Annotated in this window: 16 protein-coding genes; 15 read left to right on the top strand and 1 reads right to left on the bottom strand. The window is 52.2% G+C overall.

Going from position 1 to position 18,404, the window contains the following annotated elements:
• Positions 1–80 precede the first annotated feature (80 nt).
• The 13 genes from ACKC9G_RS04160 (at position 81) to ACKC9G_RS04100 (ending at position 14,753) form a co-directional block, all read left to right on the top strand.
• On the top strand, positions 81–992 hold the full coding sequence (locus ACKC9G_RS04160; protein ID WP_411403677.1) for an AraC family transcriptional regulator: 912 nt from the start codon (positions 81–83) through the stop codon (positions 990–992).
• Between the two features lie 356 nt (positions 993–1,348).
• Positions 1,349–2,677: an ABC transporter substrate-binding protein gene (locus ACKC9G_RS04155; protein ID WP_411403676.1), complete on the top strand. Its 1,329-nt coding sequence runs from the start codon at positions 1,349–1,351 to the stop codon at positions 2,675–2,677.
• Between the two features lie 171 nt (positions 2,678–2,848).
• The gene (locus ACKC9G_RS04150; protein ID WP_411403675.1) at positions 2,849–3,790 is read left to right on the top strand and encodes a carbohydrate ABC transporter permease; all 942 of its coding nucleotides are present in this window, start codon (positions 2,849–2,851) and stop codon (positions 3,788–3,790) included.
• Between the two features lie 13 nt (positions 3,791–3,803).
• Positions 3,804–4,634, top strand: a complete 831-nt coding sequence (locus ACKC9G_RS04145; protein WP_411403741.1) for a carbohydrate ABC transporter permease — start codon at positions 3,804–3,806, stop codon at positions 4,632–4,634.
• A gap of 13 nt (positions 4,635–4,647) precedes the next feature.
• Positions 4,648–5,754: an ABC transporter ATP-binding protein gene (locus ACKC9G_RS04140; protein WP_411403674.1), complete on the top strand. Its 1,107-nt coding sequence runs from the start codon at positions 4,648–4,650 to the stop codon at positions 5,752–5,754.
• Positions 5,755–5,925: 171 nt separating this feature from the next.
• Positions 5,926–7,398, top strand: a complete 1,473-nt coding sequence (locus ACKC9G_RS04135; RefSeq protein ID WP_411403673.1) for a mannitol dehydrogenase family protein — start codon at positions 5,926–5,928, stop codon at positions 7,396–7,398.
• Between the two features lie 145 nt (positions 7,399–7,543).
• On the top strand, positions 7,544–8,194 hold the full coding sequence (locus tag ACKC9G_RS04130) for an HAD family hydrolase (RefSeq protein ID WP_411403672.1): 651 nt from the start codon (positions 7,544–7,546) through the stop codon (positions 8,192–8,194).
• A gap of 86 nt (positions 8,195–8,280) precedes the next feature.
• Positions 8,281–9,762 carry a xylulokinase gene (gene xylB, locus ACKC9G_RS04125; protein ID WP_411403671.1) on the top strand — a complete coding sequence of 494 codons (1,482 nt, stop codon included), beginning with the start codon at positions 8,281–8,283 and terminating at the stop codon, positions 9,760–9,762.
• A gap of 240 nt (positions 9,763–10,002) precedes the next feature.
• A complete protein-coding gene (locus tag ACKC9G_RS04120) occupies positions 10,003–10,146 on the top strand; it encodes an entericidin A/B family lipoprotein (RefSeq protein ID WP_411403670.1) in 144 nt (47 codons plus the stop codon).
• Between the two features lie 231 nt (positions 10,147–10,377).
• Complete coding sequence (locus ACKC9G_RS04115) at positions 10,378–10,503, top strand: entericidin A/B family lipoprotein (RefSeq protein ID WP_411403669.1); 126 nt, start codon at positions 10,378–10,380, stop codon at positions 10,501–10,503.
• A 63-nt stretch (positions 10,504–10,566) separates the two neighbouring features.
• Positions 10,567–11,670: an MltA domain-containing protein gene (locus ACKC9G_RS04110; RefSeq protein ID WP_411403668.1), complete on the top strand. Its 1,104-nt coding sequence runs from the start codon at positions 10,567–10,569 to the stop codon at positions 11,668–11,670.
• Between the two features lie 284 nt (positions 11,671–11,954).
• On the top strand, positions 11,955–13,328 hold the full coding sequence (gene eat / locus ACKC9G_RS04105; protein WP_411403667.1) for an ethanolamine permease: 1,374 nt from the start codon (positions 11,955–11,957) through the stop codon (positions 13,326–13,328).
• A 312-nt stretch (positions 13,329–13,640) separates the two neighbouring features.
• Positions 13,641–14,753, top strand: coding sequence for a 5-methyltetrahydropteroyltriglutamate--homocysteine S-methyltransferase (locus tag ACKC9G_RS04100; RefSeq protein ID WP_411403666.1), 1,113 nt, complete (start codon positions 13,641–13,643; stop codon positions 14,751–14,753).
• A 3-nt stretch (positions 14,754–14,756) separates the two neighbouring features.
• Here the strand turns inward: ACKC9G_RS04100 and ACKC9G_RS04095 are convergent, their stop codons facing one another.
• On the bottom strand, positions 14,757–16,013 hold the full coding sequence (locus ACKC9G_RS04095; RefSeq protein WP_411403665.1) for an MFS transporter: 1,257 nt from the start codon (positions 16,011–16,013) through the stop codon (positions 14,757–14,759).
• Between the two features lie 357 nt (positions 16,014–16,370).
• On the opposite strand from ACKC9G_RS04095, the gene ACKC9G_RS04090 reads away from it, so the two are divergent.
• Together ACKC9G_RS04090 and ACKC9G_RS04085 are read left to right on the top strand one after the other, a co-directional pair.
• The gene (locus ACKC9G_RS04090; RefSeq protein WP_411403664.1) at positions 16,371–16,916 is read left to right on the top strand and encodes a glutathione peroxidase; all 546 of its coding nucleotides are present in this window, start codon (positions 16,371–16,373) and stop codon (positions 16,914–16,916) included.
• Between the two features lie 216 nt (positions 16,917–17,132).
• Entirely contained in the window at positions 17,133–18,347 is a 1,215-nt protein-coding gene (locus tag ACKC9G_RS04085) for an MFS transporter (RefSeq protein WP_411403663.1), read from the top strand.
• The last annotated feature ends 57 nt before the right edge of the window (positions 18,348–18,404 follow it).

The following is an 18,404-nucleotide window of genomic DNA, read 5'->3' as shown; positions in this document are numbered from 1 at the left end:
TAAACAGCCACGGTGAAAAGTTGTACGCTTTTATGCGATGATCGATCACCACTTAAAAATAACAAAATGGTTCAGCTGTAATGTCCAACTCCGGCAGACTTACCGACCCCTCTTACGAACTAATTGACGAGCAACATGAGTGCTCGGTTCTGTATCGTGAGCACGGTTTTCCCCACTCGCTGGTGCGCTGGCATTATCACCGCGAATACGAACTTCACCTGATTACCGAAAGCTCCGGCAAAGTTTTTGTCGGCGATTACATCGGCACCTTCTATCCGGGCCATCTGGTACTGGTCGGCCCCAATCTCCCGCATAACTGGATCAGCCATGCCGAAGAGGGGCAGCAATTCCCTAACAGGGATAAAGTCGTCACCTTCAACGATGAACTGGTTCAGTCTGCCAAACAGGTCTTTCCTGAAATGGAGAGTTTGTCCAACCTGCTTGAGCGCGCTCAGTTTGGCATCGAGTTTTTTGGCGACCAGCTCATCGAACGCGCCCACGAGCTTATGAATCAAATGTCAGAAGCTTCAGGCTTAACACGTCTGTCACTTTTTTTGATTCTCATGGAGCTGCTGGCCAAAGCCGATAAATACAAAATTTTAAGCAGCAATAACTATCTGCTTGTGACGGGTGAAAAGAACATCCAACGGCTCAACCTGGCCGTGAACTATATTGTTGAGCACTACGCACGAAACGTAACTCTGGAAGAAGTTGCGGAGCACGTCAGCATGAAACCAACGTATTTCTCCAAGTTTTTCCGTCAGGCGACCGGGCGCCGCTTTATAGAGTTTGTGACAAGTTTGCGGATTAGCAAGGCCTGCGAACTGTTGAGCAATAGCGAGAAGCCGATTACTGATATCTGCTTTGAGGCGGGATTTAATAATATTTCGAACTTCAATCGACGCTTTATCGCCGCCAAGAATATGACGCCTTCAGACTATCGCAAGGAAACTTTTGAGCGCGCCTCTGAACGCTGGAGCCATGCGAGCTGAAAGCTTCGACCAAAGGATAATCTATACTTTAACGACGGATTTAATGGCAATTCAGGCCTCCAAAAGCTGACAAAAACAATACATATTTGTCATCACTCTTGGCTAAAAGCCTGATTCTCCGGTATTTAGTCATTGATTCAAGCCACTCTTAGCCAAGGAGGATTCAACCGAGCGGTCAAACATAAGTACAAAAAAGTATACCTAATCATCAAATTTGTTATTTGTTTTAACAACGTCCAAAAGCTGTAATACGGATGCCAACACTCTCCCGGCTTTTGAACTCGACTTCAGAATGACCGGGTAAAACAACGATAAAAACGCGCTGGTCCCAGGATCAGTTGAGGAGTGATACTCGAATGAAAGCTCTCAGCCTGAAAGTAACCCCTATTTTCGCTGCTGTTATGTCTGCAGGTATGCTGATGTCCGCTCAGGCATCTGCTGCCACTACCATCACCGTAGGTACTGTTAACAACGGTGACATGGTTCGTATGCAGAGCCTGACCGGTGAGTTCGAAAAAGCTCACCCCGATATCAAAGTTAACTGGGTAGTACTGGAAGAAAACGTACTGCGTCAGCGTATGACTACTGATATCGCTACCAACGGCGGCCAGTTCGACGTTATGACCATCGGCATGTATGAAACCGGCCTGTGGGGTGAGAAAAACTGGCTGGCACCTATCAAGGACCTGCCCAAGTCTTACGACGTAGACGACATTTTCCCCACCATCCGTGATGGTCTGTCTGTAGATGGCACTCTGTACGCGCTGCCCTTCTACGGCGAAAGCTCCATGACTTACTACCGCAAAGATCTGTTCAAGGCTGCTGGTCTGACCATGCCTGAAAACCCCACCTGGGACCAGATCAAAGGCTTTGCTGAGAAGCTGAACGATCCTTCCAAAGAGCAGTACGGCATCTGTCTGCGTGGTAAAGCTGGCTGGGGTGAAAACATGGCGCTGGTTGGCACCATGATCAACTCCTTCGGCGGCCGTTACTTCGATGAAGACTGGAAACCAGAATACACCAGCCCAGAAGTTAAGAGCGCGGTAAGTTTCTATGTTGACCTGCTTGGCAAATACGGTCCTCCAGGTGCATCCACTAACGGTTTCAACGAAAACCTGGCTCTGTTCAACTCTGGCAAGTGCGCCATGTGGGTTGATGCAACTGTAGCAGGCTCTTTCGTAACCGATCCGAAACAGAGCCAGGTAACTGACAAAGTTGGCTTTGCTTTCTCTCCTTACCAGACCACACAGAAAGGTTCTCATTGGCTATGGGCATGGGCACTGGCAATTCCAGCTAGCTCCGCACACAAAGATGCAGCAACCACCTTCATCGAGTGGGCTACCTCCAAAGAATACGGCCAGCTTGTTGCCAAGAAAGAAGGCGTTGCTAACGTTCCTCCTGGCACCCGCTTCTCTACCTACAGCAAAGAGTACAAAGATGCTGCTCCTTTCGCTCAGGTAACCTTGGACTCCATGCAGACTGCTGACCCAATGGACGCAACAGCTAAACCTGTTCCTTACGTTGGTATCCAGTTCGCCACCATCCCTGAATTCCAGGCGATCGGTACTTCTGTAGGTAAACTGGTAGCTGGCGCTCTGGTTGGCAACATGAGTGTTGACCAAGCAATGGATACCGCTCAGAAGTCCGTTACTCGTGAAATGGAACGTAGCGGCTACATCAAGTAAGAACTGACAACCACCAAGCTGGTTACAGGTTCATACCTCCAAGAGCAACCCTGCAAAACCGCCCTCCTTCTGGAGGGCGGTTTCTTCAGGCTGCCGGCAGTTAAGTGCCTGTAGCCGGCAAAAGTGGACGGGATATCCCGGTCTTTAACGATAACGATAAGAGTCAAGTCTATGAATACTACCAGTCTGGACTCCGGAACAGCGCAGAGCGCAGACACCAAACGCAAAAAGCGTGGTGTTTCCGCACAGGAAGACAAACTGCGCCTGCTGACGGTATCCCCTTCAGTACTGCTGCTACTGGTGTGGATGATTGTCCCTCTGGCGATGACAATTTATTTCTCCACACTTCGCTACAGCTTGCTCTATCCGGGCAACGAGCCTTTTGTTGGCTTTGAAAACTTCTACTACTTTCTCACCGACGATGGGTTCATCGCAGGTGCCCTAAACACATTGATTCTGGTAGGCAGTGTGTTGCTGATCAGTGTCGTCCTTGGCGTACTGATCTCCGTACTGGTTGATATTGATTTCTGGGGTCGTGGCATTGTTCGCGTCATGCTGATTTCTCCTTTCTTTATCATGCCTACTGTGAGTGCACTGGTGTGGAAAAACCTGCTGCTGCATCCGGTGTCGGGTATTTTTGCCGCCGTCTGGAAGTTCTTTGGCGCAACCCCGATTGACTGGTTTGGCCAGTTCCCCATGTTATCGATTGTGATGATCGTTTCCTGGCAGTGGCTGCCCTTTGCCATCCTGATCCTGATGACGGCAATGCAGAGTCTCGACCAGGAACAGAAAGATGCTGCGCGTCTTGATGGTGCAGGTCCTGTAGCGATTTTCTTCCACATTACCTTACCGCACCTGTCTCGCCCTATAGCGGTTGTGGTCATGATCGAAACTATCTTCCTGCTGTCTGTCTTCGCTGAAATCTTCACCACGACCAGTGGTGGTCCTGGCTACGCAACAACTAACCTTGCGTACCTGATCTACAGCCAGGCACTACTGCAATTTGACGTGGGTATGGGTTCTGCAGGTGGTCTGGTCGCTGTTGTCATCGCCAACATCGCCGCATTCATCCTGATTCGCCTGATCGGCAAGAACCTGACGGACAAGGCGTAAGGAGAACCCCATGCTGACTTTGAAACAAACACGCCAGCTGCGTACTTTCTTCCTGGGTGTACTTGCCTGGGCAGTTGGTCTGCTGGTGTTCTTCCCGATCTTCTGGATGATCCTGACCAGTTTCAAAACTGAACTGGCTGCCTTTGCTACACCGCCACAGTTGTTCTTCACTCCTACCTTGGAGAACTATGAAGAAATCTCTGCGCGTACTGGCTACTTCCATTACGCATGGAACTCAGTGGTGGTGTCCTTTGGCTCGACTATCCTGGGTATGATCATCGCAGTACCTGCTGCTTACTCCATGGCCTTCTATGAAAGTAAGCGCACCAAGAGCACCCTGCTGTGGATGCTTTCTACCAAAATGCTGCCGCCTGTCGGCGTGCTGGTCCCAATCTACCTGCTGTGCAAGTGGACTGGTCTGCTGGATACCCGACTGGCACTGACCATTATTTATGTCCTGATCAACCTGCCTATCATGGTGTGGATGGCGTATTCCTTCTTTAAGGAAATCCCCAAAGACATCCTGGAAGCAGCACGTCTTGACGGCGCTACTCCTTTGCAGGAAATCGGTCGCGTGCTTTTGCCTATCAGTAAAGGTGGTCTGGCTTCTACCATGCTGCTGTCACTGATCCTGAGCTGGAATGAAGCCTTCTGGTCTCTGAACCTGACAGCCTCTAAAGCAGCTCCGCTGACCGCACTAATTGCATCTTATTCGAGTCCCGAAGGATTGTTCTGGGCCAAGCTCTCAGCAGTTTCCACCTTGGCCTGCGCCCCCATCCTGATCATCGGCTGGCTCAGCCAAAAACAACTTGTACGCGGCCTGTCCTTCGGCGCGGTGAAGTAAAGGATTTAGAAACATGGCAGATCTGAAAATAAGAAAGCTTCGCAAGGTTTTTGATGGCCTTGAGATCATTAAAGGCGTAGACCTTGATATCAATGATCATGAGTTTGTCGTATTCGTCGGACCCTCAGGTTGTGGTAAATCCACCCTGCTGCGTCTGATTGCAGGCCTTGAAGAAGTTACCAGCGGTAATATCAGCCTGGATGATCGCGACATTACTGATGTCACTCCAGCTAAGCGTGATCTGGCGATGGTATTCCAGACCTACGCTCTGTACCCGCACATGACAGTGAAAAAGAATATGTCTTTTGCACTGGATCTTGCAGGCCTGGATAAACAGGAAACTGAAAGCAAGGTTCAGGATGCAGCACGTATTCTTGAACTGAGCCATCTGCTTGAGCGTAAGCCAAAAGCACTTTCCGGTGGTCAGCGCCAGCGTGTGGCTATCGGCCGTGCCATCGTTCGTAACCCCAAGGTATTCCTGTTTGATGAGCCTTTGTCCAACCTGGATGCGGCACTTCGTGTGCAAATGCGTCTTGAGCTGGCTCGCCTGCATCATGACCTGAATGCCACCATGATCTACGTTACTCACGACCAGGTCGAAGCGATGACTCTGGCGGATAAAGTAGTCGTATTAAATGGAGGCCGCATCGAGCAGGTAGGATCTCCAATGGAGCTTTATCACAACCCGGTGAACCAGTTTGTTGCTGCCTTTATCGGCACACCGAAAATGGGCTTCCTGGATGGCCGTGTAGCGGCTGTTGATGCTCAGTCTGTGACGGTAGCGCTCAATGCAGGCCCAAGCATCCAGTTACCACGTGACAATGCTGGCGTTTCTACTGGCGACAAAGTGGTTCTGGGCATTCGCCCTGAACACATCCAGGTTGTCGGTGAAAACGAAAGCGACTTCAAAGTTGTCATGGATGTGACCGAGCACCTGGGTAGCGATACCTTCTGCTACGTTAAAGCCTCGTCCGGTGAAACCCTTACCGTGCGAGCTCCTGGTGACTTTGTTGCCGACTTCGGTCAGAAAGCAGCCCTGCAACTGGATATTTCCCAGTGCCACCTGTTTAACGAAGACGGTATCACTATCGCTAGAAATCAGGCGAAAGACGCGACCTGATAACTCTGGGGCCTGCCACTCGGCAGGCTCCTCGCTCCAAGACCCAAACTACCGTTTAGCACAGCGGGGGTCGCGGCCGACTCGATGTACGGCAGTGATAAGACCATCGATCCAGATACTGTGACCAAACGGCAAGTTCTTTTTGCCACGTACATGCAACAGGATCATCCCATGAAACTTTCTTCCTCCTCACTGGACCAGCTGCCAGAAGGCGTTTCTGCACCCTCTTACGACCGCAGCGCATGCACACAGGGTATCGTGCATGTTGGCGTAGGTGGTTTTCATCGTGCTCACCAGGCGATTTATACCGAGCGTCTGCTGAATCAGGGCAAAGCGAAAGAGTGGGCAATCTGTGGTGTAGGCCTGCGCCCTGAAGATCGTGGTATGAATGATGCGCTGAAGAGCCAGGATTTCCTTTACACCCAGTTCGAGTTGGGTGATACCGACGACACTCAGACTCAGGTGATCGGCTCCATTCAGAACTTTATTCTGGCTCCAGACGCTCCTGAGCAACTGATCGCCAAGCTGACCTCCGAAGAAACCCGTATCGTTTCTCTTACCATCACGGAAGGCGGTTACTGCGTTGATGACGCCACTGGCGAATTCATGTTCGACCTGCCACAGATTCAGCATGATCTGAACAACCCTGACAGCCCGAAAACGATTTTCGGCTATCTGGCCAAAGCGCTGAAAATGCGCCGCGATCAGGGCATGAAGCCTTTCACTGTTATGAGCTGCGATAACCTGCCCCATAACGGTAAAGTGGCCAAGAAAGCGCTGATGGATTTCACCACTCGTTTGGACTCAGAACTGGCTGGCTGGATTGATGCCAACGTTTCGTTCCCGAACGCCATGGTTGACCGCATTACGCCAATGACCAGTGCTGCTCACAAACAGCAATTGCTGGATAAAACCGGTATTGAGGATGCATGGCCTGTTGTCTGCGAAACCTTCATTCAGTGGGTTTTGGAAGACAACTTCTGCAATGGCCGTCCAGCATGGGAAGAAGTCGGCGTTCAGATCGTGCCAGACGTGACTCCTTACGAGCAGATGAAGCTCAAACTTCTGAACGGTAGCCATCTGGCACTGACTTACCTTGGCTTCACCAAAGGTCAGTCCTTTGTTCATGAGACCATGGAAGATGCACTGATCCTGAAATACGTTCGCGACTTTATGGATCTGGACGTAACTCCTCAGCTGGATCCTGTTCCAGGTATCGACCTGACCGAATACAAGCAAACCCTGATTGATCGTTTCTCTAACCGTGCAATTTGCGACCAGCTGGAGCGCACCTGCTCTGATGGTTATGCCAAGTTCCCGAAATACGTCATTCTGACTGTTAACGAAGCAATCAAACGTGGCCAGAAACTTGACCGTGTTGCCTTGCTGGTCGCCTCTTGGGCCTGGTATCTGCGCGGTGTGACCGAGACTGGTGTCAGCTACAAGATCCCTGATCCTAAAGCTGACTTCCTGAAAGAAGTTGTTGCTGATGAAGCCAACATCATTGATAACTTCCTGGCGATGGATGAGATCTTCGGCCCAACGATCGCAGGTTCTGCAGAATTCCGTAGCGAATTCGAGCGCGCCTATAACAGCCTGCGTGACAACGGTGTCGATGAAACTTTGAAAGCCTACGTAGCGTAAATACGGGCTTTTAACAGCGGGGCTTCGGCCCCGCTTTTGTTTGAGGTAAAGCCATGGCGACAATATTGAGTCTGCCTGCCATGAACTGCACAAAGGTGCAGAGACCCAAACAGCGGCAATACGCTTTATGCAAGATAAGGATTCAATGATGTTTGCAATTTTCGATATGGACGGCCTGCTGATCGACTCCGAGCCTCATTGGCTGGATATCGAAGGCGCAGTAATGAAACGTCATTATGGACTGGATGTCCCGGTCGATACCTTCAAGTCCATGCAGGGTATGAGTACCACTGAAATCGGGCAGCGTCTGAGTGAGCAGTATCCTCAGGCTTTTATCGAACCGCCCGTCTTTGTTAAGCAAATTCAGGAAGCGATGCGTCTTCGCTTACCACAGATTCCCATGATGAAAGGTGCCCGCGAGCTGATGAAGTACGTCGCGGAGAATGGCTATTCCGTAGCAATCGCTTCTTCCTCGCCACTGGACTTTATTCAAACGGTAGTGAGAGAAAATCGTCTCGCGGTGGATGTACTGGTGTCAGGGTACGAAGTCCCACGCTCCAAGCCAGATCCTGCCGTCTTCCTGCTTGCCGCAGAGCGCCTGCGTGCAGACCCGGCCGAGTGTCTGGTCTGGGAAGATTCAGTCAATGGGGTAAAAGCAGGCGTGGCCGCTGGGATGAAAGTTATTGCCATTCCAGATCCGCATACCCCCTGGCCTGAAGCTTTTAGTATTGCCAGTTATCGTCATGCCAATCTGCATGAAAGCCTGTCAGCATTGAAAGCGGGCGAATATCAGTAACAGTGAAGTCTGCCTGACTCGCGCACCAGTATAGATACTCCGCTCGCTGCCGGGCGTTACCACAGAAAGAACAAGAAGGGTTAAACATGTACGTTGGTATTGATTGTGGTACCCAGGGTACCAAAGTCGTCATTCTCGACAGCGAGAAGGGTCAGTTGATCGGTGAAGGCTACAGTGCCCATGAGCTGATAAGCCTGGCCAATGGCCGCCGTGAGCAGGAAGTCAGCTGGTGGACAGATGCGCTTATCGCCGCTTTCAAAACCGCGGTCAGTGCAGCGGGGATTGCCACCAGCAGTATTAAGGGCATCGGCATCTCTGGCCAGCAACATGGCCTGGTGCTACTAAACAAGGCAGGTGAAGCCCTGCGTCCAGCCAAGCTTTGGTGTGATACGGAAAGCACAGCGGAAAATAATGAGCTGCTAGAGCAGCTGGGCGGAGCCCAGGCATCCCTTGACCGTCTGGGGCTGGTCATCGCGCCAGGATACACCGTATCCAAACTGCTCTGGACCAAGCGTCACTTCCCTGAAGTTTTTGAACAGATCGAACACATTCTTTTGCCCCACGATTACCTTAACTACTGGTTCACCGGCGAATGCTGCGCAGACTATGGTGATGCCTCGGGCACCGGCTATTTTGATATCCGCAGCCGTAAGTGGGATGAAGCCCTACTGAACCATATTGATGACAACAGCGGCCGCCTTGTGAAAGCGCTGCCGCGCCTGCTGGAGGCCCATGACGCTGCTGGCGTTGTTCGCCCAGAAATTGCGGCCTTACTGGGGCTTTCTGACAATGTTCAGGTTGCCAGTGGTGGTGGCGACAACATGATGGGCGCCATCGGCACAGGCAACATTCGTGAAGGTATCATCACCATGAGCCTTGGCACATCCGGTACGGTCTACGCCCACTCCGACAGTCCTCTGGTAAGCCCAAATGCTGGTGTCGCAGCGTTTTGTTCCTCTGCGAATGGCTGGCTGCCACTGATCTGCACAATGAATTTAACCAGTGCCAGCAGTGCTGTGCAGAAGCTCTTCAAGCTCGATATTGCCCAGTTTAATGAAGAGCTGGCCAAGTCTCCTATCGGTGCGGAAGGTGTCGTCATGCTGCCCTTCCTCAACGGTGAGCGTGTGCCTTCTCTGCCTCAGGCCAGTGCGTCCATCCTTGGCCTGAACAGCCTGAATATGACAACGGCAAACCTGTGCCGCGCCGTGGTTGAAGGCACAACCTTTGGTCTTCGCTATGGTCTGGATTTATTGCGCGAGGCCGGTCTGCAGGGTGACTCCATTCGTTTGATCGGCGGTGGCTCAAAAAGTGCGATCTGGCGCCAGATCGTCGCTGATACCATGAACGCCAAAGTGGTTTGCCCTGTCAGTGGTGAAGCAGCCGCCCTGGGTGGAGCCATTCAGGCAGCCTGGTGTGTCACAGGAGAGTCTATCGACAGTCTTTGTGAGCGCTGTGTCAGCGTCGATGAGTCCAGTGAGGTTACGCCGGTCGCAGAAAATGTCGCCGCGTATGAAAAAGCCTACCAGGCCTACCGCGAAGCACTGACGAAAGTGCACGGTCTCTCCTGAGGCAAGGCATTATCAACAAGCCCGGCATTGTCCGGGCTTTTTGTTTCTGGCTTTGGCTTGTCTGCTACGAATTTCCTTCGGATTACTGCAGGCCTTTTCTAATTTTTTCCATTGCCCTTTTGCTCATTGAGATTTCATTGGCGCGCTCCTATAAAAAAGTTCAGGACGTCGATGACGAACCTGCAGCCCAGTGGGCTCACGCTTTAAAGCGACCTTCTACATGGAACAAGGAAGAGAACGATGAAAAAGGTATTCGCACTGTTTATGGTAATGGCATTCGCACTTGGTATGGCTGGCTGCAACACCGTTGCTGGCGCAGGCAAAGACATCGAAGCCGGTGGTGATGCGATTCATGATTCAGCTCAGGACAACAAGTCCTACTGAGTTGAATCATTGTGACAAGGGCCAGCTTAGCTGGCCTTTTTCATTGGGGTAGAGCCACACTTCCCTACCAGCAAACCAATCTTTACTGATTTCTTTCCCTGATCTCTTAAGCACTGGACGACGCTGTCACAAGTTAAGTATTGTTTGGCCTCGGACCTCGGTCTGAAAGTGCCTGACGTTTCAATACGAGCAGCACTGAAGTTTGTTTTTGCTGATGAGGAATAGCGAAGCATGGCAAAAATCGCAGCTATCATTGTGATGGTTCTGGGAGTCAGTCTGGCAGGCTGCAATACAATGAGTGGCCTCGGGCAAGACATCCAAAAAGGCGGTGCCGCCATTCAGAAGGCAGCACAATAAGCCAAAGCGGGACTCGATCCCGCATCCCGCCTCTTTTTAATCCTGCTGACTCTGCGGTTTTTCATGTCTGACTTTATTTCCTTACTGATCTCTCTTCTTGCCTCATTCGGCATGAACACCAGTCCGCCAGCCCCTGAAGCCACTCAGAGCTTTACCCCCTCAGCTTCCGCCTTTATCCGTACAGATAATCTTCATGAAGTGGCGCAAACCTATGCCAGAAGCTGCGCGCGCTATGAATCTCTGCGAGACCCTGCCCGGATGGGTCTGGATGGCGAGGCGCGAATGACACCCAAGCAATTTGACTGGTATCTGGCCAGCTGTGCTCAGTTGGAGACGTTACTGTCCAGACAGGCGACGCAAGCGGATTACTTGCGCTGGCTGGATCGCAATTTCCAACTGGAACCCGTTGTTGCCGAAGCCTCCCGTCCGATGCTGACGGCTTATTACGAGCCCACCATCCCAGTCTCAGAAAAAGCGACGGCATCGCTTAACTGGCCTATCTATGCACAGCCTGAGAATGGCACCTCGGCCACCCGGCAATCCATAGAAAGTGGCAAGGTAAAAGGCCTCAAGCCTCTCTACTACACAGATCGCTGGTCTGCGTTTGTGCTTCAGGTGCAAGGCAGTGGCACTGGCAGGATGAGTGATGGCAAAGAGGTGCGTTTTGTCTTTGCAGGAACGAACGAGCTTCCCTATACCTCGATTGGGAAAGTACTGATTGATCAGGGTGAAATCTCAAAAGAAGAGATCTCCATGCAAGCCATCGGCGCCTGGATGAAGAGCCATGACAAAAAAGCGCAGGATCAGGTGTACTGGAAAAATCAGCGTATGATCTTCTTTGCTCTGAAGGAAGATGATCCCAACCGCGTTGGCCCACCCGGCGCCATGAGTCTGGCCGAGGGCCTGACCCCCTATCGCAGTGCTGCGATGGACTGGAAGCACTTTATTCCCGGGCTCCCCGTACTTGTCAGTGGCGAGCTTGGCCAACAACAGCAGATCCATCGACTGGTTATTGCCCAGGATCGTGGAGCAGCCATTAAGTCCTCCGTACGGATGGACCTGTTCCTTGGCAGCGGCGAAACGGCAGAGCAGCTGGCCGGTCTGACACAGGATGATCAGGCACGATTCTGGCGGCTAACATTACACCCTCAAGGGCACCGCGGCTGAACCCCACACCAGAATAGAGCCAACTGCCCGATAACGACGCAATTGGCAAAATTTCGCTTCCGACACACTGTTTTTCGCACAGCATCGGCACACTATAAGTTCGCCTAATGGTGTTCTGTTACCCGAACTTAAACTCGTTGAGCTTTACTTCCCTGCCACGGTATACCTGAAGACTGGCGGGTTTCAGGCTGTCCCTGCCTCTCACAGGGAATCATCCCCCATCACTTGACCCGCCATCTGCGGCCAAAGTGCCCATGGATGGCTTCGCTCTGAAGGGAGTCATGATGAACACGCAACTGAAACCCACCCTCGGGACGCTCCATCTCTGGGGAATTGCTGTTGGCCTGGTTATTTCCGGTGAATATTTCGGCTGGAGTTATGGCTGGGGCGTCGCCGGCACACTGGGCTTTTTAATCACGGCGCTGATAATTGCCTTAATGTATGGCTGCTTTATTTTCAGTTTTACTGAGCTCACCACGGCAATACCTCACGCTGGTGGACCCTTTGCCTATAGCCGGCGCGCTTTCGGTGAAACCGGCGGGCTCATTGCCGGCCTTGCGACTCTGATCGAGTTTGTCTTTGCCCCACCTGCTATTGCACTGGCTATCGGTGCCTATCTCAATGTTCAGTTTCCCGGCCTTGATCCGAAGCTCGCTGCCGTTGGCGCCTATATCGTCTTTATGACCTTGAATATTCTCGGGGTTAAACTGGCCGCCACCTTTGAGCTTATCGTTACAGTGCTTGCTGTACTGGAGTTGTTGGTATTCATGGGCGTTGTCGCGCCGGGCTTTAGCTTCAGTAACTTTGTCCTGAATGGCTGGGCCGGTAGCGAAACCTTCAGCATGACGGCATTTTCCGGCATCTTTGCCGCCATCCCATTTGCTATCTGGTTCTTTCTGGCCATTGAAGGGGCTGCCATGGCAGCAGAGGAAGCCAAAGATCCCAAGCGCACCATTCCAAGAGCTTATATCAGCGGCATTCTCACCTTGGTGGTTCTGGCATTAGGTGTGATGATCATGGCCGGTGGCGCCGGGAACTGGAGCGCTCTTTCCAATATTAATGATCCTCTGCCTCAGGCCATGAAAATGGTAGTGGGTGAAAACTCCGGCTGGCTGCACATGCTGGTCTGGATTGGCCTTTTTGGTCTGGTCGCCTCCTTCCACGGCATCATCCTTGGCTACTCCCGTCAGTTCTTTGCACTGGCGCGAGCAGGTTACCTGCCTCCCGGCCTCGCCAAGCTTTCACGCTTTCAAACCCCGCACCGCGCCATTATTGCCGGTGGCATTGTGGGGATTGCCGCGATTTACAGTGATGGCGTTATCAACTTACAAGGCATGAGCCTTACCGCCGCCATGATCACGATGGCTGTTTTCGGAGCCATTGTGATGTACATCATGAGCATGTTAAGCCTCTTCAAACTACGCAAATCCGAGCCAGAACTGGAGCGCGTTTATCGTGCGCCCGGTTTCCCGGTGGTTCCAGGTATCGCGCTGGTACTGTCAGTGCTTTGCCTGATCGCCATGACCTGGTTCAACCTGCTTATCGCCGGGATCTTTGTGCTCTTTATGATTGCGGGCTACCTCTGGTTCAGCATGACACCACATCAGAGAGCCAGTGCTGATGAAGATCTGCTGCTAACCGGGGCAGACTCAGCGTAACCGGCCACTTATAACCCATAAGTACATACAACTCTTTGTTCGCCAGATAATCACGTTGGTTATCTGGCGAACACTTATCAACGAAAATCCGCCCTTTTCACCCTCTAAAACCACGTTTTAACAAAGCAGCGTTGTCACTTCCTGTGAACATGAATGATTTCGAAGATCAACGTGAAGGATGTGTTTTGAAGCACGTCAGTGAAGTTTCTAGCATGGAGACAGTCAGTCACGACAATGCTTGCAGCTTCCCAAGCTTCCGCGCTGTCAGGCTGAAACACTTCCCTGTGCTCACAAACTTCCAGAGAGAGTTTTATGGCCCATATCCACCCTCCTTTTCGCGCCGAACATGTTGGCAGCTTGTTGCGTCCCACGCTTTTGCTTGAGGCACGTGATGCCTTTGCTCAGGGGAAAATTGATGCTCAGACCTTGCGAGACATCGAAGATCAGGCCATTGCCGCCATCATTCAGCGTCAACAGGATATCGGCCTTAAAAGCATCAGCGATGGCGAATTCCGCCGTACCTATTTCCACCTCGACTTTCTACAGCAGCTCGGCGGCGTAGAGGTTACGGGCGCGATTCACGCCAGCAATACCACGTCTGCTCAGCAAGGCTTTGCTCCGCCAAAACTGAGCGTGGTCGGCCCACTTCGTCACAAGCAGCCCATTGAGGTCGATAACTTTCATGCCATCCAGCGTCATCTGTCCCAGGGAGTCGCCAAGGTAACGCTACCCTCGCCCACCATGGTGCATTTCCGTGGTGGCCGCGCAGCCATTGATGTTGAAGCCTACCCTGATCTGGAGCCTTTCTTCGAAGACCTGGCAACGGTATATCAGCAGGAACTGGATGCCTTATATCAGGCAGGTTGTCGTTATGTGCAGCTGGATGACACCAACCTGGCTTACCTCTGCGATCCTAAAATGCGCGCTGCGGCCAAAGAGCGTGGCGAGAATCTGGAAACCCTGCCGCTTCAGTATGCAGAGCTGATCAATAAGGCGATTGGCCAACGACCAAAGGATATGGTGATCGGCATACACCTCTGTCGCGGCAACTTCCGCAGCAGCTGGTTCGCTGAAGGGGGTTATGAGGCAGTCGCTGACGTGCTCTTTAATGCCCTCGATGTCGACACCTACTTTCTCGAATACGATGATGCCCGCTCAGGTGACTTCTCACCTTTACGCTATCTGCCCAGCAGCAAAACCTCAGTATTGGGCATTGTGTCCAGCAAAGTTGCGGCCTTGGAAGACAAAGCGGCGGTGATTGAGCGTCTTCAGGAAGCCGTTGAGTACACCTCGCTGGATCAACTTTGTCTGAGCCCTCAGTGCGGCTTTGCCAGCACTGTGCATGGCAATGCCCTGACAGAAGAGGAGCAATGGGCAAAACTTAAGCTCGTTGTGGATATCGCCAAGGAAATCTGGGGCGAATAAATCTCAGGAATGCACCACCTGCGGCTCTGTCACAGGTGGTTTTTCCAGCCTCTCATCCGCCTGCTTCAACCGGCGAGTCACGACAAGGCAGGAAATAAAGCTCAGGACGCCTGCTGCCAGCATGACAGGCTGATTGCCCACCAGCTCCATCAGGCTTCCTAACAGCAGACTTCCCACAGAAGCCCCACCCATGATCAGTGCTCCCCAAAGGCTCATGACCCGACCACGATAGTGACGATCAACATTCATCTGCAGCAGGGTTTGTGAACCAATACCGGCCATTGAACTGCATAATGCCAACAAGGCTACCGCCACAACTCCCACATAAAAATTGCTGAAACTCCCCAGTAAAATCACCACCAGAGACGTTAGCAGGCTGCCTGTCCGGGTAGCGCGTAACATCGCATCCCGTCGTTTTAGTCCGGAGAGCCAAAGCCCTGACACCACCGCAGCAATACCCGCACTGGAGGTCAGAATCGCCAACTGGGCTACCCCCTCATTGAACCAGCTCTGTACCAGCGCCGGTAACAGCTCAAGAAAAGCGCGCGCAAAAACCGTAGTGAAAAGCGTTACCAGGAGCAGGCAACTGATAAATTCATGCTTTCGCACATAACCAAGGCCAGAGCGAAACTCCTCCAGCACCGATTTGGGCTTACCCGCCGATTTCTCTTTTTGTGGAGCGTAGAGCGTAGCGGTCATGAGCATTAGCGGCATCGGCAGATAGAACAGCGCAGTTGCCACGAAGGCTGCCGCATTCCCCCAGTGATTGATCACCACACCTGCCACAGCCGGGCCAATAAAACGCGAGGTATTAAAGATGATGGAGTTAGAAGCCACCGCCCGCTGAAGGTACTTTTCCTGTTTCACCAGATCCGGCACCAGCGACAACCGTAATGGCTGGTACATACTGGTGGTGAGGCCAAGCAATAAAGCAAAGCCAACAAACAGATAGGGGCTTTGGTATCCCAACCCAATCAGAACAGCCATCCCGGCGGAGATAAAGGCGTTCCAGAAAGCGAGGGTCACCACCCCAGCTCGAACATTCACGCGATCCGCCAGCACACCAAAGACCGGTCCGAGTACAACCGTCGGGAAGAAATTGAAGAAGGCAATCAGGCCAACCCAGGTTTCGGAATGGGTCGCAGACCAGGTCATCCAGCCGAGCGTCAGCCGCTGAATCCATACCCCTTGGGTAGAAAACAATGAGCCCAGCATAAAGCGAAGTAAGGTTTTTTCTTGCCAGAAATCATGAGAGAGCACAGGGACACCCGACAGTTTCGGCTGAGGTCCTGTCTTTAGCGTTTCAGGAAACATTTAGCCGCTTTCCAAAGTGCTTATTACAGGCGGTTAGCCTCAGACATTATTTAATCGCTTGATTGACTTTATACTGTATACCTTTAAGAGGACGAGGGCTATCGCCCAGACATATCAAAATGTGAGCACTCAATCGCTTCCGCCCATCTTGCTGCTGACAGCCAATTCGCCAGAACTATTGCGAAAACCTTCACTTTGCCCTAAAGATCATCCACTTGCCGCTGCTGATCGAAACACTGACCCAAGTCCAGCGTTTCAGAGAGTGCTGGCATTCATTACTAAGCAATCATCGCAGGAGATCCTATGAGCAGTTCACTATTTAACCTTGCCCTGCAAACCATCGACGGTGAGCCGACTTCACTGGAGTTTTACCGGGGAAAAGTCCTGCTGATCGTCAACGTGGCTTCAAAGTGTGGCCTGACCAAACAATATGAAGGTTTAGAGGCGCTTTATCAGCAGTACAAGGACCAGGGTCTGGTTGTACTTGGCTTTCCGGCTAATGATTTCAAAGGGCAGGAACCCGGTTCCAATGAAGAAATCAAAAACTTCTGCAGCACCGAATACAACGTCAGCTTCCCGTTGTTTGCCAAGATGGTCGTCACCGGCGAGCACAAGCATCCGCTGTATCAGCGCCTGATCGAACACGCACCTGTAACGCGTGGACGCGAGAGCATGGCTGAACGTCTGCAAGGGCATGGCATCACTCCCACAGAAGCCCCTGAGGTGGTGTGGAATTTTGAGAAGTTTCTGATTGCCAAGAATGGTGATGTGGTTGGCCGCTTTGCTCCCAACACAACGCCAGAGGATAGCCACCTGACAGCGGCAATTCAGACAGCCCTCGACGCTTGAGGCTCAAATTTTTCCAGACCGCGCGGCTCTCCTGTCAGAGGTCGCGCGTCTTGAGGCCCTGGATTCCTCATCACGCTCACCCACAATGCCTCAGCTTTCACTCGGGAATAGTGAATTGCGCAAACAAAGCGACTTTAATTCAATCACACGTTTAACTTACTTTTGATTCCGCTAAACTGGTCTGCTTCGTTTTATCCAGCTAGACCGGTGACTCTCTTGGATACCAACCTGTTCCGCCACCCGACATTCTTACGCTTCTGGATCAGCCAGATAGCATCTTCGCTGGCCTTTCAAATGCTTACTGTCGGCATTGGCTGGCAGATGTATTCGCTGACCAACAGCGCCATGCATCTGGGCATGGTGGGGCTTGCTCAGTTTCTTCCACAACTCGCCCTGACGCTGGTCGTAGGCCATGTCGCTGACCAATACAATCGCCGCACGATACTGATGATTTGCCGCATTGTGATGGCAGCCACTGTCGCCGTTCTGGCCTGGGGCAGCTACACCCAGCATATCAGCGCAGGCATGATTTACGCCTGCGCCGCCGCACTGGGCGCCTCTCGCGCCTTTGAAATGCCCTCCTCCAGCGCGCTGTTGCCCAATCTCGTTCCCGAAGCATTGCTATCGCGTGCTCTGGCACTCGTTGCTTCTGCCCGTGAAGCGACAGTCATTGCCGGTCCCGCAATTGGTGGCGTGGTCTATCTGGTGGGGCCAACGACTCTTTACAGTATCAGTGTCCTCGGCTTTCTCCTCTCCAGCCTGATCCTGTCCAGCCTGCAATACCAATACACTGCCCGCGCCAAAGCGCCGGTTTCCATGGAGACACTGCTTGGCGGAATCCGCTTCATCCGCCGTAATCCGGTCATTCTCGGCTCCATTTCACTGGATATGTTCGCGGTACTTCTGGGAGGAGCAACGGCACTGCTGCCCATCGTCGCCAAGGATATCCTGCACACCGGCCCCTGGGGTTTGGGGCTATTGCGCTGTGCTCCTGCGGTAGGCGCAGTACTCATGTCGGTGTATCTGGCTCGTCACCCACTACAACGTAAAGTGGGCAAAATCATGTTTTCAGCAGTGGCAGTCTTTGGTCTTGGGACGATTGTATTCGGCCTCTCGACCCAGCTCTGGATGGCGCTCTCAGCACTGGTGATTATGGGCGCCGCCGATATGGTCAGCGTGGTGATTCGCTCAACACTGGTGCAGCTGGAAACACCGGATGAAATGCGTGGCCGAGTCAGCGCTGCCAACTCTATCTTTATTGGCACGTCGAATCAGTTAGGGGAGTTTGAATCAGGCGTCACTGCGGCATTGTTGGGCACAGTACCCGCCATCGTTGTCGGCGGTTTTGGAACACTGGTGATCGTCGGACTATGGATGAAGCTCTTTCCTGCGCTTACTGCACGAAATACTCTGGAGAAAGGAGAACCCTGAGATTCCCGGGGTCTTCCTGACAATAAAAAAGCGGCGAGGATATCGCCGCTTTTTTAT

This window comes from Pokkaliibacter sp. CJK22405 (assembly GCF_046614695.1).
Lineage (GTDB): Bacteria > Pseudomonadota > Gammaproteobacteria > Pseudomonadales > Balneatricaceae > Pokkaliibacter.
This window is presented reverse-complemented; position numbering and strand designations above follow the sequence as displayed.

Bases quoted from the DNA above. Each gene is read 5' to 3' on its own strand.
- ACKC9G_RS04160 (WP_411403677.1), top strand. From the start codon at position 81: ATGTCCAACTCCGGCAGACTTACCGACCCCTCTTACGAACTAATTGAC.
- ACKC9G_RS04155 (WP_411403676.1), top strand. From the start codon at position 1,349: ATGAAAGCTCTCAGCCTGAAAGTAACCCCTATTTTCGCTGCTGTTATG.
- ACKC9G_RS04150 (WP_411403675.1), top strand. From the start codon at position 2,849: ATGAATACTACCAGTCTGGACTCCGGAACAGCGCAGAGCGCAGACACC.
- ACKC9G_RS04140 (WP_411403674.1), top strand. From the start codon at position 4,648: ATGGCAGATCTGAAAATAAGAAAGCTTCGCAAGGTTTTTGATGGCCTT.
- ACKC9G_RS04135 (WP_411403673.1), top strand. From the start codon at position 5,926: ATGAAACTTTCTTCCTCCTCACTGGACCAGCTGCCAGAAGGCGTTTCT.
- ACKC9G_RS04130 (WP_411403672.1), top strand. From the start codon at position 7,544: ATGATGTTTGCAATTTTCGATATGGACGGCCTGCTGATCGACTCCGAG.
- xylB (WP_411403671.1), top strand. From the start codon at position 8,281: ATGTACGTTGGTATTGATTGTGGTACCCAGGGTACCAAAGTCGTCATT.
- ACKC9G_RS04120 (WP_411403670.1), top strand. From the start codon at position 10,003: ATGAAAAAGGTATTCGCACTGTTTATGGTAATGGCATTCGCACTTGGT.
- ACKC9G_RS04115 (WP_411403669.1), top strand. From the start codon at position 10,378: ATGGCAAAAATCGCAGCTATCATTGTGATGGTTCTGGGAGTCAGTCTG.
- ACKC9G_RS04110 (WP_411403668.1), top strand. From the start codon at position 10,567: ATGTCTGACTTTATTTCCTTACTGATCTCTCTTCTTGCCTCATTCGGC.
- eat (WP_411403667.1), top strand. From the start codon at position 11,955: ATGAACACGCAACTGAAACCCACCCTCGGGACGCTCCATCTCTGGGGA.
- ACKC9G_RS04100 (WP_411403666.1), top strand. From the start codon at position 13,641: ATGGCCCATATCCACCCTCCTTTTCGCGCCGAACATGTTGGCAGCTTG.
- ACKC9G_RS04090 (WP_411403664.1), top strand. From the start codon at position 16,371: ATGAGCAGTTCACTATTTAACCTTGCCCTGCAAACCATCGACGGTGAG.